We start from the raw sequence: 14,716 nt of genomic DNA on the forward strand, positions 1-14,716 counted from the left end.
CGACGTTGAACGGGCGGGTATATGTATGTTGTCGGGTTAACCAATGCAGCGGCTGTGCCAAGTCAGCCGGTAGCGGTTTTATTCGGCTAGGCGTCGAAACAACCTGAGAATTTGCCTTTTAGTGGTGCAACAACCCATACAGCAGCACCAGATTGATCAACAGCGAAACCGTGGCCAGGGTTTGCCAGACCTTGAGCGGTTCACGTTCCAGCAATGGCCGTGGCCGCACGCTTAATTCGCGACGGTCTGCCTGCTCCAGCACCAGCAACCACTCTTCAGCGGTTTCATAACGGTGTCCCGGTTGCGCCGCTACCGCGCGTTCCAGGCTGAGTGGCAACCAATCCGGCAGGTCGGGGCGATAGCGACTGGCGCTGACGGGCTGGGCGAAACGCGGTCGTTGGAAGGCTTCGATTTCACCGTAGGGGTAATGCCCGGTCAGCAGGTAATACAGGCTCACGCCAACACTGTACAAATCCTGTTGCGGCGTAGGACGCTCGCCACTGAACGCCTCGGGTGCAATAAAGCTCGGAGTGCCAGGCAGCAAGTGCGCGCGGTCTTCGGAGAGCCCCGGGCAGTAGGCGAGGCCGAAATCCAGCACACGCAGTTCGCCATCGTCGCCCAGCAGCAGGTTTTCCGGTTTTATATCGCGGTGCAAGATCTGGCGTCGGTGCAGCAAACCCACGGCACGTAGCAAACGCTCGGCGATTGACTGCCATTGCGCCAAGGGCAGCGGGCCTTGGCGCTGGAACAGCGCGGCAAGGGTAAGCCCCGGGTACTCGCGCATCACATAGTACAAATGCTGACGCCCGCTGGCCGCATGCACTTCAGGGAACGCGCGCCCGGCAACCCTGCGCAAAAACCATTCTTCCGCCAGCAAGGCTTGGCCCGCATCGTTGTCGTCGTCGCGGTTGAGCGGCAAGGTTTTTAGCAGCCAAGGTTGCTGTTGGGCATCGCGCACCCGGTACAGCAGCGACTGCCGACTCTGCGCCAGCACGCTTTCAACCTGCCAGCCTTCAAAGCGTTGCCCGGCTTTCAGTGGCGGTGGCAATGGCCATTGCTGTAACTGCACCAGCGCATCGCCAAGCGTGGCGGCGCCGAGCTTGTCGATGCGCACCAGTAAGGCGCTGGCGTTATCCTGGCTGCCGGCCAAATGCGCAGCGTTAACCAGGGTTTTTACTGCCAGCTCGAGGTCAGTTTGCTCGCGCAAAATCGCGCTGATGCTGTGATCGCCCAACGCGGCCCACACACCATCGCTGAGCAGCAGGAAACACTCACCTTCGCGCAGTTCACCGTCGAGAAAATCCAGCACCAGGTGTTGGTCCAGGCCGAGGGCGCGCTTGAGCACATGCTGCATGCCCGGTTGTTCCCACACATGGTCTTCGCTGACGCGCTGCAACTCGCCGTTCAGCCAGCGATACACGCGGCAATCACCGACATGCGCCAGGGTAAAACGCTGGCCACGAAATACCAGGGCACTGAGCGTGGTCAGCAACGGCTGACCACCGCCGTTGGCCTGCAGCCAGCGATTTTGTGCGAGCAATAAACGTTCGAGTGCCTGCCCCACACCCCAGGTTTGCGGCGTGGCGTAATAGTCCAGGGCCAGCGCCTGCAAGGTCGAACGCGCGGCCAGGCCACCGTCGGCGCATTGGCTGACGCCATCGGCGATGGCGCACAGGTAGCCTTTACTCGCGGCCAGTTCCGCCACGGGGGTGACCACCCGCAGTGCATCCTGGTTTTCCGCGCGAGGGCCGATAGCGCTGGCTTGGGCGACGCTCAGTTGCAAGCTCATCAGACGCGTGCAGCAGTCACTGCGGCCGAACCCCACGTGGTTCTCCAGCGGCGTTTAACACCGTGCAGGCCGAACCAGGCCAATACACCAAGGCTGGCGAACAACCACAGGGCCATCTGATAACTGCCGGTGCTCTGCTTGATTGCGCCCATGCCTGCCGCCAGGGCGAAGCCGCCGATACCACCAGCCATACCGATCAGGCCGGTCATTACGCCGATCTCGCGGCGAAAGCGTTGCGGCACCAGTTGGAACACTGCGCCATTGCCTGCGCCGAGGCCGAGCATGGTGCAGACGAAAAGGGCCAGTGCAGCGTAAGAACTTGGCAGGTTGAAGCCCACCGCTGCGATGCACACGGCTGCTACGCCGTACATGCCGAGCAGGGTCCGAATACCGCCGAAACGGTCAGCCAGCGCGCCGCCCAGTGGGCGCATCAGGCTGCCGCCAAACACGCAAGCGGCGGTGTAGTAACCGGCGGTCACCGGGCTCAAGCCGTATTGGTCGTTGAAATAACCGGGCAGGGCACTCGCCAGGCCGATAAAGCCGCCAAAGGTCACGCTGTAGAAGAACATGAACCACCAACTGTCGCGGTCGCCCAAGGCTTTAAAATAGTCGGCCATGGATTTGGCTTTCGGGCGCTCAGGCGCATTGCGTGCCAGCCACGCGAAGACGATCAGGGTGAGAATCAACGGAATCAGCGCGAAGCCAAACACATTGCTCCAGCCATACGCCGCGGCCAATAAAGGCGCGAGCAATGCGGCAAACACGGTGCCGGAGTTGCCGGCGCCGGCGATGCCCATGGCCTTGCCTTGGTGCTCGGCCGGGTACCACTGGGAGGCCAAGGGCAGCGCGACCGCAAAAGACGCACCGGCCATGCCGAGGAATACGCCCAGCAGCAGGGCTTGCTCGTAGCTGTGCACCCCGAGTTTCCAGGCCCCGAACAAGGCTGCGATCACAATCACCTGGCCGATCAGCCCGGCGGTCTTGGGCGACAGTTTGTCGGCCAGCATGCCCATCAGAAAGCGCAGCACCGCGCCCGCCAGAATCGGCGTCGCTACCATCAGGCCACGTTGCTGGGTGGTCAGGTGCAAGTCGGCCGCGATCTGTATCGCCAGTGGGCCTAACAAGTACCAGACCATGAAGCTCAGGTCGAAATACAGGAACGCGGCAAACAGGGTCGGGGTGTGCCCGGATTTCCAGAAGCTTGATTTCATCACGCACCTCAACGGTTGGGAGTCTTGTAAGAAGGCCTGTGATGGAACAGCCGGTTGAGGCCGCCCCACCGGCCCCATGAACTGGGGCCAAAACGAAAAAACGCCGCCACCGGGTTTGCTCGGCAAACCGGGTGGGCGACGTCTTTGTCGTAGAGGGGGCAACCGCCGTTGGTTACCTGTAATGAATGCTTAGCAAGTCCTGCGCCAACGCGGCCGGTTGTTCAGCCGAGCAACTCGTTCATTGCGATGATCTGCTCTGCCACCTGGATCAGCTTCTGTTGGCGGCTCATGGCCTGGCGGCGCATCAGGGTGTAGGCCTCTTCCTCATTGCAGTGCTTCATTTTCATCAGCATGCCTTTGGCCAGCTCGATGCGTTTACGTTCGGCCAACTGCTGATCGCGTGCGTGCAGCTGCGCGCGCAACGACTGGTCGCTTTCAAAACGGGCCATGGCCACATCAAGGATCGGTTGCAGGCGCTGGGCCTGGATGCCTTCGACGATATACGCGCTGACGCCGGACTTGATCGCCTGGCGCATTACGCTGGGGTCGTGTTCGTCGGTAAACATCACGATTGGCCGTGGTTGGTCGCGGCTCACCAGCACCACTTGCTCCATCACATCGCGGCCTGGTGACTCGGTATCGATCAGAATCACGTCCGGGCGCACTGTTTCGACGCGCGCGGGCAGGTCGATGGTCAGGCCGGACTCATCGATCACCTCAAACCCGGCCTCTGTCAGCGCAGCCTTGAGGCGGCCGACCTTGCGCGGGGTGTCGTTGATCAACAGTATTCGCAACATATCGGTCGTCCTGTCAGCGCAGCGCTTGGCGGCTGGAATCGTCCACCATCGCATGCAAGCGGAAGCTGCGGGCGTAGGCGGCGGGGTCAGAGCCGTTCCAGATTTTGCCGTCGATCAATTGGCTGCTGCGCAGGTCCTGGCTGTTTGCTGGCACGCCAACGGCGTTGGCGGCCTGGCGGTACAGGTCCAATTGCTGCACCTTACGGGCGATGCCCACGTAGTCCGGGTCTTCGCGCAGCAAACCCCAACGGCGGAACTGAGTCATGAACCACATGCCGTCTGACAGGTAGGGCAGGTTCACCTCGCCATCACCGAAAAAGCGCAATGCATGCGGGTCCTGCCATTGGTTGCCCAGACCGTCATCATAGGCACCCAGCAAGCGCGGCTCGATGCAATCGAGCGGTGCGTCGAGGTATTCGCGGGCGCTCAACAACTGCGCGGTAGAACGGCGGTTTTCCTGGCTTTGTTCGATAAAACGGCTGGCTTCAAGTACCGCCATCACCAGCACGCGTGCGGTATTGGGGTATTGGTCGACAAAGGCCTGAGTGCAGCCGAGGACTTTTTCCGGATGGTCCGGCCAGATCGCCTGTGTGGTTGCCAGGGTGAAACCCTGGTTGTGTTTTACCGCGCTGGCGCACCACGGTTCGCCGGCACAGAAGCCATCGATGCGCCCCGCTTGCAGGTGCGCGACCATCTGCGGCGGCGGCACCACCACGCTGTTCACATCCTGCAATGGATGAATGCCTTGGCTTGCCAGCCAGTAATACAGCCACATGGCGTGCGTGCCGGTGGGGAATGTTTGAGCGAAAGTCAGTTTTGTACGGCTTTGGTGCACGTGGCGATCGAGTGCCTCAGGAGTGACCACCCCCTGCTGCTGCAGGCTGTTTGACAGGTTGATGCTCTGGCCGTTTTGGTTGAGCCCCATCAGCACGGCCATGTCGGTAGGCGCTACGCCGCCAATGCCCAAATGCACCGCATAAACCAGCCCATACAGGCTTTGCGCCGCGTCCAGTTCACCGCTGACCAGCTTGTCGCGCAGGTTGGCCCACGATGATTGGCGCTTGAGGTTCAAGGTCAGGCCGAACGGTTGGGCGAAGCCTTGGGTCGCGGCCACCACCAGTGAGGCGCAGTCGGTCAGCGCCATGAAGCCCAGGTCGAGGCTGCTCTTTTCCGGAGCGTCACTGCCATTTACCCAAGCCAGCGGATTGTTCACCGGGCTGTTGTCGACCGAATCGTTCATCAACACCTACCTTATCTGTCAAAAAAAAGCGTCGTTTCCCGGGATGGCGCTACAGGCCATTGCAGGATAACGACGCCTTTGTCGGTAGGCACGCTCCGACGTTGGTGCGCGCTTATGCGGAGTTCGTAGCAAGGCACATGCCACGCGCAGACAGGCGCAGTCTTCCGTCAGCTTTCCATCAAGATTCAAACGCGTCTGCCTTTCAGTATGGCCGCCTCTTTACGCCAGACTGCCAGGAACCCCATGGTGTCTATCGATTCCCCGGCCATGATGCGCCACCACTGGCTGCATTACAGGTTGCATTTCTGGTTGCATTTCTGGTTGATGTGCCTCGCATTGTTGTCAGCAAATGTTCATGCCCAGGGGGACAGCTACCTGGCGCGGGATGAAAGCTTGCACACCTTTTTTACTGCGCTGTCGGTGCCGTTGGGCTTGCCCGTGGTGGTCAGCCGCGAAGTCGCGCGTAAACGCATTTCGGGGGCCTTCGATCTGGCGGCGCCGCAGCTCACGCTTGAGGCGGTTGCGCAGCAGCAAGGGCTGATCTGGTACAGCAACGGGCAAGTGTTTTATCTCTATGACGCAGGCGAAGCGAAAAGCTCTGCGGTGGCACTGCGGCATATCTCGGTCGACAGGCTGCGAGGGTTCATGCGCCGATCGGGGCTGGATGAATCACGCTTCCCCCTGCGCGAGAGCGGTGCGCGCACGTTCTATGTGTCGGGGCCACCTGATTATGTGGACCAGGTACTGCACCTGGCCCAACTGATGGACAAGCAACCGCGCGAGGTGCGCGTGGGGGCGCAGACCTTCGGTGTGGTGCAGGTGTTCAATACCCATGTGGCCGACCGTCAGTACGCCATGGGTGACGAAAAGGTCACTGTGTCGGGCATGGCCTCGATGATCGACGCCGTGCTGGCCATCGAGCAGAAGAATGGCGCGCAGCGCCCCGTGAGTTTACTGGCCGACAAGAGCCTGTTGGTGATGGCCTACCCTGACTCCAACAGCTTGTTGGTCAAGGGCAAACCTGCCCAGGTGGCAGCGATTGAAGCGCTGGTGGAGGCGCTCGACACACCCAAGCGGCCGGTTGAAGTGTCGTTGTGGCAGGTAGACGTAGACCGCGACGAACTCCAGAAAATCGACGCGGCCTGGGCTCAGGGCAGCAACGATTCGCCGTCGCCGACGCGCGTGCTGGAACCTCTCGACGACAAGCGCCTGATGCTGCAGCTCGGTGCGCTGGAGCGTCGCCGTAAAGCCAGGGTGACCGCGTTCCCCGTGGTGCTCACAGAGGAAAACGTTCCGGCGGTTTTCCAGGACAACCATACGTTTTACCTGCAAGGCTCCGGGGACGATGACCGAGACTGGCAGCCCGTGCGGTATGGCACTGATGCCAGTGTGCTTGCGCGTTTTGTTGAATCCAATCAGATCGAAATGCTCCTGACCCTGAAGGATGACCGTCAGCTCGACAGCAAACTCAGGCCCGGTGCGGCAGGCGGGGTGGGGCGAGTCGGTATCAGCACGGTGGTGCGCGTGCCTCAGGGCAAGCGTCTTTGGCTGGGCGGTTTTCGACGTGACGACGAAGCGAGCGCGCGCGGCCGACGTGCGCAGGTACGGCTATTTGTGATCCAGGCGCGCGCGGTAGGGCTCGACACCAAGATGTTGGCCGGCGCCGTCGGCCCGCCACCGCTGACTCAAAGCCAACATGAGCGCGTGCAGCGCGCGTTTGTGCGTGAAAACCGTGAGGCCGCTGAATGAAATAGCCCGATTAAGCGCACATCTTGACGCTTGCCCAAGCGCTTGCTGCGCATGACTGCGAAAAGTCCTACGCAGTGCATGCCAAATGCCTCGATCAAATGGGTTTTTTCCTAACGTTGTTGGCGACTCAGGTTTTTATAGTCGTGATGTTGCCGTATCGGCCGTTTTTGGAAACAAGGAATTCAATGTCAGTAGTCGGATGCAGAGGTGTGTATGACCCTCGTGAATGAAGCGCTTGCGGCCTCACGGGTGTTTGCGGGCTGGACCTTGCAGAGCGATGGCCGCTTGACCGGCGAAAGCGTCGATATTCAATTGCCGCCCAAAGAGTGGCATGTGCTGCGGCTGCTGCTGGGCGCCGAGGGGGCATTGATCACCAAGGATCGTTTGCTTGAGTTGGTCTGGCCGCGTGGCGAGGTCGCAGAAGAGTCGCTCACCCGCTGCATCTATGCGTTGCGCAAGTACCTCAAGCAAGACAAAGGGTTTATCAAGACCATCTATGGCCAGGGTTATCGCTTTACCTGTGCCGTGCACACTGAGCGTCACGAACCGCGCAATCCCGAACGCGCGGTCGTGCGGCACGTTTGTTCGGCCTGTGGCCAGGTGACCCATGATTAAGCTTCTGAGCCAAGGCTTGCTGCTGTGCGTAATGATGGGCAGCCATCAGGCTTGGGCCAGTTGCTGGGATGAGGTAGCCAGCCGCTACGACATCGAACCGGAGTTGCTGCAGGCCATCGCCGCCGTGGAATCGGGTTACCGCACAGAAGCGATGAACCACAGCAACACCGATGGCTCGCGGGATATTGGCCTGATGCAGATCAACAGCATGCATCTGCCGCGTCTGCTTAAGCTGGGGATTACCGAAGACCGACTGTTGAGTGAGCCGTGTTTGTCAGTCGAAGTGGCGGCCTCGATCCTTGCCGAGTTCATTCAGCGTTTCGGCTACAACTGGACCGCCGTGGGCTCCTACAACGCAGGCGGGTCACCTGAGCGTGAGACGTTGCGCATGCGTTATGCCGAAAAAATATGGGCTCGGTATGAGGCGTTGGTTGCGCAGCGCCACTGACGATTGGGCGGCGCACCTCGCACCTGGCGCGCCACCCCGGCTATAATCGGCGCCACCTTTTGCCGCCATCCGAGTCTCGCCCGCCCATGTATACCTTGGCCCGCCAGTTGTTGTTCAAACTCTCCCCGGAAACCTCGCACGATCTGTCCCTGGACCTGATCGGTGCCGGTGGCCGCCTGGGGCTTAATGGCCTGGTATGCAAGGCGCCGGTAAAACTGCCGGTGTCGGTGATGGGGCTCGATTTTCCGAACCCGGTCGGGTTGGCGGCTGGCCTGGACAAGAACGGCACGGCCATCGACGGTTTTGCGCAACTGGGCTTCGGGTTTGTCGAAGTGGGCACCGTGACGCCCCGGCCACAACCGGGTAACCCCAAGCCACGCATCTTTCGCTTGCCGGAAGCCGAGGCGATCATTAACCGCATGGGCTTCAACAACCTGGGCGTTGACCATTTGCTGTCGCGTGTTCAAGCGGCGAAGTACACAGGCATCCTCGGTATCAATATCGGCAAGAACTTCGACACCCCGGTAGAGCGCGCGGTGGATGATTACCTGATCTGCCTGGACAAGGTTTACGCGCACGCCAGCTACGTCACGGTTAACGTCAGCTCGCCGAATACCCCGGGCCTGCGCAGCCTGCAGTTCGGCGATTCGCTTAAGCAGTTGCTCGAAGCCTTGCGTCAGCGTCAACAAGCGTTGGCGGCTCGCCATGGCAAACACGTGCCGCTGGCCATCAAGATTGCGCCGGACATGAGCGATGAAGAAACCGTGCTGGTTGCCCAGGCCCTGGTGGATTCGGGCATGGATGCGGTGATCGCGACCAACACCACCCTCAGCCGTGTCGGCGTTGAAGGGCTGGCGCAGGCCGATCAAGCGGGCGGGCTGTCGGGCGCACCGGTACGCGACAAAAGCACCCACATCGTCAAGGTACTCGCCGCTGAACTGGCGGGGCGTTTGCCGATCATCGCGGTCGGCGGCATCACCGAGGGCAAGCACGCGGCCGAGAAAATCGCTGCTGGCGCAAGCCTGGTGCAGCTCTACTCGGGCTTCATCTACAAAGGCCCGGCGCTGATTCGCCAGGCGGTGGATGCGATTGCGGCGTTGCCCAAGGCCTGAGGCGTGCGCGTTACCCATTAAAAAGGGCTCCATAAAGGAGCCCCTGGGCCGAAGCCCGCCGCCCGGATGGGGCGTGCGTGGTTAAGTCGTCACGTGGTATTCAAGCTGGTATGTCGGATTAAATGCCCTGTGTTAGCCGACGGCGTGAAGTTCGTTGAGTCTGTGGATCCCCGCAGTGCCGGTCATACCGTCCCAATTGTCGCCGCGTCCTTCTCGCCAGCCGTTGATCCAGGCTTGGCGTACCGACGGTAGAGTAAATGGGCAAAGCTCACGGGATTTGCCATGAACGCCATACTGGTATCCGCGTAACAATGCTCTTTCCAACGGATCACGCTTAAGTCTTCTCATAGGGTGTTTCCCTCACTTGTTGACTGTCTTGATATCCCTCGGCCTCGTGCGAGGCCAGGCAGAGTTTTCTGCCGTTGGTGGGCTCGCTGCCGGCGTGGCGAGCCTATGTGTCAGTGCCGTTACGGCGCTGACCTGTGTTGAGTTCTAACCAATAGGTCACATGGATTCAATGATCGTTTTGTCATAAGCACGTAACGATAACGATGCTATAGCCATAAGCTGGGATGGCTTTTCGCCCCAATTATCAGGTAAACCCAGCTATGATGTGCCCTGCAAACAGGATGGGTTTCACCCGTTAGTGAGAATGCCCGCCCGTTGCAGTCGGTTATTATTCGACGAAGGGTCGGAATATTTCTTTTTGTTGCATCAATTATTGATCTGCCCCTGCATTCAAGGCCTGAAGGCCCGGCAGCCGGGGTGGAAAGGCACATTCGTGCCACGCGAGCACTCTTCAAGAAAAGTGCTTGATTGAAAACCGAGCCGGCGATGCGTCGCCCGTTCATTTATTGCTGAAAAGCCTGGATTACCCATGTCGGACCGTTTTGAACTCTTCCTCACCTGCCCCAAGGGCCTCGAAGGCCTGCTGATCGAGGAAGCCATCGGGCTTGGCCTTGAGGAAGCCCGCGAGCACACCTCGGCCGTGCGCGGCATGGCCGACATGGAAACCGCCTACCGCCTGTGCCTCTGGTCGCGCCTGGCGAACCGCGTGTTGCTGGTGCTCAAGCGCTTTCCGATGAAAGACGCCGAAGACCTTTACCACGGCGTGCTGGACATCGAATGGGCAGACCACATGGTTGCCGACGGTTCGCTGGCGGTGGAGTTCAGTGGCCACGGCTCGGGCATCGACAACACCCACTTCGGCGCGCTGAAGGTCAAGGATGCAATCGTTGACAAGCTGCGCACGCCCACCGGCGAACGCCCGTCCATCGACAAGATCAACCCGGACCTGCGCATCCATTTGCGCCTGGACCGTGGCGAAGCAATCCTCTCCCTCGACCTCTCTGGCCACAGCCTGCACCAGCGCGGCTACCGCTTGCAGCAGGGCGCCGCGCCGTTGAAAGAAAACCTCGCGGCGGCGATTCTGATTCGTGCCGGCTGGCCACGTATTGCTGCCGAAGGCGGCGCGCTGACCGACCCGATGTGCGGCGTGGGCACCTTCCTGGTGGAAGGCGCGATGATTGCCGCCGACATGGCGCCCAACCTCAACCGTGAACTGTGGGGTTTCACCACCTGGCTCGGCCACGTCCCGGCACTGTGGAAGAAGCTGCACACCGAGGCCTCCGAGCGTGCCGCTATCGGCATGAACAAAGCGCCGTTGTGGGTGCGTGGCTATGAAGCCGACCCGCGTTTGATTCAGCCGGCACGCAACAATATCGAACGCGCCGGCTTAAGCCACTGGATCAAGGTGTACCAGGGCGAAGTCGGCACCTTCGAGCCGCGCCCTGACCAGAACCAGAAGGGCCTGGTGATCTGCAACCCACCCTACGGCGAGCGTTTGGGTGACGAAGCCAGCCTGTTGTATCTCTACCAGAACCTCGGTGAGCGTCTGCGCCAGGCCTGCATGGGCTGGGAAGCGGCGGTGTTCACCGGCGCGCCGGACCTCGGCAAGCGCATGGGCATCCGCAGCCACAAACAGTATTCGTTCTGGAACGGCGCCTTGCCGTGCAAATTGCTGCTGATCAAGGTCAACCCGGACCAGTTCGTGACCGGCGAGCGCCGCACGCCGGAGCAACGTCAGGCCGAGCGTGAGCAAGCGGCTTACGACCAGGCCCCGACCGAGCCGCAAGAGCGCCAGTACAACAAGAACGGCAACCCGATCAAACCCGCTCCGGCGCCTGCGCCCGTGGTTGAACAGGCGCGCCTGAGCGAAGGCGGGCAGATGTTCGCCAACCGCTTGCAGAAGAACCTGAAGCTGCTCGGCAAATGGGCCAAGCGCGAAGGCGTGGACTGCTACCGTGTGTACGATGCCGACATGCCGGAATACTCGATGGCCATCGACCTCTACCACGATTGGGTGCATGTGCAGGAATACGCCGCGCCTAAATCCATCGACCCGGAAAAAGCCTCCGCGCGTATGTTCGATGCCTTGGCGGCGATTCCGCAGGCGCTGAACGTCGACAAGAGCCGCGTGGTGGTCAAGCGTCGTGAGCGTCAAAGCGGCACCAAGCAATACGAGCGCCAGAGCGCGCAGGGCAAGTTCACTGAGGTCAGCGAAGGTGGCGTGAAGCTGCTGGTCAACCTCACCGACTACCTGGACACCGGCCTGTTTCTGGATCACCGCCCGATGCGCATGCGCATCCAGAAAGAAGCCGCCGGCAAGCGTTTCCTTAACCTCTATTGCTACACCGCCACCGCCAGCGTGCACGCCGCCAAGGGTGGCGCGCGCAGCACCACCAGCGTCGACTTGTCGAAGACTTACCTGGACTGGGCGCGTCGCAATTTCTCGCTCAACGGTTTCTCTGACAAAAACCGTCTGGAGCAGGGTGATGTGATGGCATGGCTGGAAGCCAGCCGCGATGAGTTCGACCTGATCTTCATCGACCCGCCGACGTTCTCCAACTCCAAGCGCATGGAAGGCATCTTCGATGTGCAGCGCGACCATGTGCAATTGCTCGACCTGGCCATGGCCCGGCTGGCACCGGGCGGCGTGCTGTACTTCTCGAACAACTTCCGCAAGTTCGTGCTTGAGGACAACCTCAGCGAACGTTACGCGGTTGAGGAAATCAGCGACAAGACCCTGGACCCGGATTTTGCGCGTAACGCGAAGATCCATCGGGCCTGGAAAATCACCGCTCGCTGATCGCCGTAACCAAAAGCCGCAACCCCGGAATATTCAGGGCTTGCGGCTTTTTTACGCTGGTCAAATGTGGGGCCGATGGCTATAACTAAGGCCTAGCCAAAGTGGCCCTCCCGCACGCTGGCGTTGTGAGTGTTGCCTATGCCAATGCAAGCCGTTCGCCCTAAAATCCTTGGCTTTATCAGTGAGCAGGCATCGGCTTGGCTGGTTGCATTGGTGGTGTTATCGGCAGGGTGCGCGCTGACCTCGATCATCGCCTGGGCGGCCGCCGACCTCTATCAGCAACAGGTTCGTCAACGTTTCCAGTTGTTGGTCAACGAGCGTTACACCCGCCTTCAAGAACGCTTCGAAGACCAGGAGCAACGCCTGGCCAGCCTGCAGCGGTTTTTCGCCAACTCCGATGAGGTGTCCAGCGCAGAGTTTGACGGTTTCGCCCAACCCTTGTTATTGCATGCCCGCGCCTACGCCTGGGCACCGCGGGTATTTCGCGATCAACGCAGCCAGTTTGAACAAGACATCGCGCGCCAACGCGGCGCACCCTTCGTCATCCGTGAACTGAACGCGCAGGGTGATTTGGCGCCTGCGGCCGAGCGGGATGAATATGTGCCGGTGTTGTACAGCCAGACCCAAAGCCTGCTGGGCTCGCCGTTGGGTTTTGACTTGCTGGCGCAGCCGCTGCGGCGTTCGACCCTCGAGCGTGCGCAACAAAGTGGCAAGCCTGCGGTGTCCCAGCCCATGCAGTTGGTGGGGGTTGAGCCTGCCTATGCCGCCGGCGTATTGCTGGTGGCGCCGGTCAGCAAGCCAACCGATACCGAGCCTTTCGGTTTTGTCATGGCGGTGATCAGCATGCGCCAACTGGTCGCCGACGGTTTGCCCAAGCCGAATCGGGACAACCTGGTGATGCAAATCGACGACACCTCCGGCAGCCAGCCGCACGTGTTGTTCGCGTCCAGCAATGCAGTTGGCATCAGCGACCTGAACGCCGTGCGCCGCCTGACCCTCGGCGACCATGTGTACGCGCTGACATTGCGTACCAGCCACATTTTCGATCAGGCCAATCACTCCTCGGTGAGCATGATTTTGGCCATGGGCGGGCTTCTCAGCCTGCTGCTCAGCGTGTTGCTGTACGTGTTGGTCAGCCAGCGCCAGCGCGCGTTAAAGATGGTCGAGCAACGCACCGTAGAGTTGCGCCAGCGCGAGAAGGAGTTGCGCGGGGCGCATGGGCAGTTGCGCAGCATGCTGAACGCCGCCACTCAGGTCGCGATCATCGCCACGGACCTGCGCGGCGTGATCAATACGTTCAATGCCGGTGCCGAGCAGATGCTTGGGTTCAAGTCCGAACAGGTATTGGGGCGCATGACCCTGGAGAGCCTGCACCTGAGCGCTGAACTCGACGCGCACGCGGCCAGTTTGAGAGTGACCATGGGCAAGCGCATCCCACCGAGCCAGGCGATGCTGGTGGAAAGCCCGGACGCCCAGCATGAGGCGCGAGAGTGGACGCTGGTGCGTCAGGATGGCAGTCATTTGACGGTCAACATGCTCGCTACCGTGTTACTCGATGACTTTGGCCTGTGGGTCGGGCACTTGGCGATTTACCTCGACATCACCGAGCAAAAGCGCGCCTACGAGGCGCTCGCAGCACGCGACCGCTTGCTCAAAAAGCTCAGCTCCCACGTACCCGGTGGCATCTTCCAGTTCATCCTTGAGCCCAAGGGCAGTGCGCGTTTTATCTACGCCAGCGATGGCATGCGCGATATTTATGAAATCGACCCCGGGGTGTTGCAGCAGGACGCGAACAGGGTTTTCCAACGCATCCACCCGCTGGACCTGGAACGGGTGCGCGAGTCGATTCGTTTGTCGGCGCTGCAGTTGAGCCATTGGCGTGAAGAGTACCGCGTGCTGTTACCGCAACGCGGCCTGCGCTGGATTCGCGGCGAGGCCACACCGGAAGAATTAGCCGGAGGCGGTACGTTGTGGCACGGTTACGTGTCGGATATTTCCGATCTCAAGCGGGTCGAGGAAGAGCTGCGTGCGCTCTCCATTACCGACTCGCTGACGGGCATCCACAACCGGCGCTACTTTCAGGATCGCCTCAGGGCCGAGATGGTCAGGCTCAACCGATTATCGGGGGCATTGTCATTGATCATGCTCGATATCGATCACTTCAAGCGCATCAACGACCAGTACGGGCACGCGGTGGGGGACGCTGTTTTGCAGGAAGTGTGCAAGCGCATTGGCCAGCGTCTGCGTCGCACCGATGTGTTCTGTCGCTTGGGTGGCGAAGAATTCGTGGTGCTGTGCCCCCAGACCAATGGCGATCAGGCGCACAACCTGGCGATGGAGTTGTGGCAGTCGCTGCGCAGTGCACCGATGGAATCCGTTGCGCGCGTTACCGCCAGTTTTGGGGTGGCCAGCTGGCGCGGGGATGAAGGCATCGACGAACTGTTGCTGCGCGCGGACTCGGCGGTGTATGCGGCCAAACAGTCGGGCAGGGACCGGGTTGAGGCGGAGCAATTGCGTGTGTGATGGTCACATTTCAAATGTGGGAGCGGGCTTGCTCGCGATAGCGGTGTGTCAGTTGAAAAATATTTATCTCACACGACGCTATCG

General features: G+C 60.7%; 11 protein-coding genes. 6 read left to right on the forward strand and 5 right to left on the reverse strand.

From position 1 onward, the window contains the following. Positions 1-118 precede the first annotated feature (118 nt). The 4 genes from ACOZK9_RS06525 to ACOZK9_RS06540 all read right to left on the reverse strand — a co-directional run bounded on the left by ACOZK9_RS06525 (position 119) and on the right by ACOZK9_RS06540 (position 5,037). The gene (locus ACOZK9_RS06525; RefSeq protein ID WP_421555475.1) at positions 119-1,789 is read right to left on the reverse strand and encodes a bifunctional protein-serine/threonine kinase/phosphatase; all 1,671 of its coding nucleotides are present in this window, start codon (positions 1,787-1,789) and stop codon (positions 119-121) included. Continuing rightward, positions 1,789-3,000, reverse strand: coding sequence for a nitrate/nitrite transporter (locus tag ACOZK9_RS06530; protein WP_058412262.1), 1,212 nt, complete (start codon positions 2,998-3,000; stop codon positions 1,789-1,791). The genes ACOZK9_RS06525 and ACOZK9_RS06530 overlap by 1 nt, the downstream gene beginning before the upstream one ends. 221 nt (positions 3,001-3,221) lie before the next feature. After that, positions 3,222-3,797, reverse strand: a complete 576-nt coding sequence (locus ACOZK9_RS06535) for an ANTAR domain-containing response regulator (RefSeq protein WP_152748845.1) — start codon at positions 3,795-3,797, stop codon at positions 3,222-3,224. Positions 3,798-3,810: 13 nt separating this feature from the next. Continuing rightward, on the reverse strand, positions 3,811-5,037 hold the full coding sequence (locus ACOZK9_RS06540) for a CmpA/NrtA family ABC transporter substrate-binding protein (RefSeq protein WP_152748846.1): 1,227 nt from the start codon (positions 5,035-5,037) through the stop codon (positions 3,811-3,813). 246 nt (positions 5,038-5,283) lie between these two features. Between ACOZK9_RS06540 and sctC the strand changes: the two genes are divergently transcribed. From sctC to ACOZK9_RS06560, 4 genes are all read left to right on the forward strand, one after another. Further along, positions 5,284-6,786, forward strand: coding sequence for a type III secretion system outer membrane ring subunit SctC (sctC, locus tag ACOZK9_RS06545; RefSeq protein WP_421555476.1), 1,503 nt, complete (start codon positions 5,284-5,286; stop codon positions 6,784-6,786). 213 nt (positions 6,787-6,999) lie between these two features. Continuing rightward, positions 7,000-7,401 (forward strand): winged helix-turn-helix domain-containing protein, encoded by a 402-nt coding sequence (locus tag ACOZK9_RS06550; RefSeq protein ID WP_421555477.1) that lies wholly within the window; start codon positions 7,000-7,002, stop codon positions 7,399-7,401. Beyond that, positions 7,394-7,849: a transglycosylase SLT domain-containing protein gene (locus tag ACOZK9_RS06555; protein ID WP_058412258.1), complete on the forward strand. Its 456-nt coding sequence runs from the start codon at positions 7,394-7,396 to the stop codon at positions 7,847-7,849. The genes ACOZK9_RS06550 and ACOZK9_RS06555 overlap by 8 nt, the downstream gene beginning before the upstream one ends. A gap of 86 nt (positions 7,850-7,935) precedes the next feature. Beyond that, on the forward strand, positions 7,936-8,961 hold the full coding sequence (locus tag ACOZK9_RS06560) for a quinone-dependent dihydroorotate dehydrogenase (RefSeq protein ID WP_152745660.1): 1,026 nt from the start codon (positions 7,936-7,938) through the stop codon (positions 8,959-8,961). 132 nt (positions 8,962-9,093) lie between these two features. On the opposite strand, the gene rmf is transcribed toward ACOZK9_RS06560, so the two are convergent. Further along, positions 9,094-9,309, reverse strand: coding sequence for a ribosome modulation factor (gene rmf / locus ACOZK9_RS06565; RefSeq protein ID WP_421555478.1), 216 nt, complete (start codon positions 9,307-9,309; stop codon positions 9,094-9,096). A gap of 529 nt (positions 9,310-9,838) precedes the next feature. Here rmf and rlmKL point away from each other — a divergent pair. After that, a complete protein-coding gene (rlmKL, locus tag ACOZK9_RS06570; RefSeq protein WP_058412256.1) occupies positions 9,839-12,109 on the forward strand; it encodes a bifunctional 23S rRNA (guanine(2069)-N(7))-methyltransferase RlmK/23S rRNA (guanine(2445)-N(2))-methyltransferase RlmL in 2,271 nt (756 codons plus the stop codon). Positions 12,110-12,247: 138 nt separating this feature from the next. After that, positions 12,248-14,632: a sensor domain-containing diguanylate cyclase gene (locus ACOZK9_RS06575; RefSeq protein ID WP_421555479.1), complete on the forward strand. Its 2,385-nt coding sequence runs from the start codon at positions 12,248-12,250 to the stop codon at positions 14,630-14,632. Positions 14,633-14,716 lie beyond the last annotated feature (84 nt).

This window comes from Pseudomonas kitaguniensis (assembly GCF_049199985.1).
GTDB lineage: Bacteria > Pseudomonadota > Gammaproteobacteria > Pseudomonadales > Pseudomonadaceae > Aquipseudomonas > Aquipseudomonas kitaguniensis.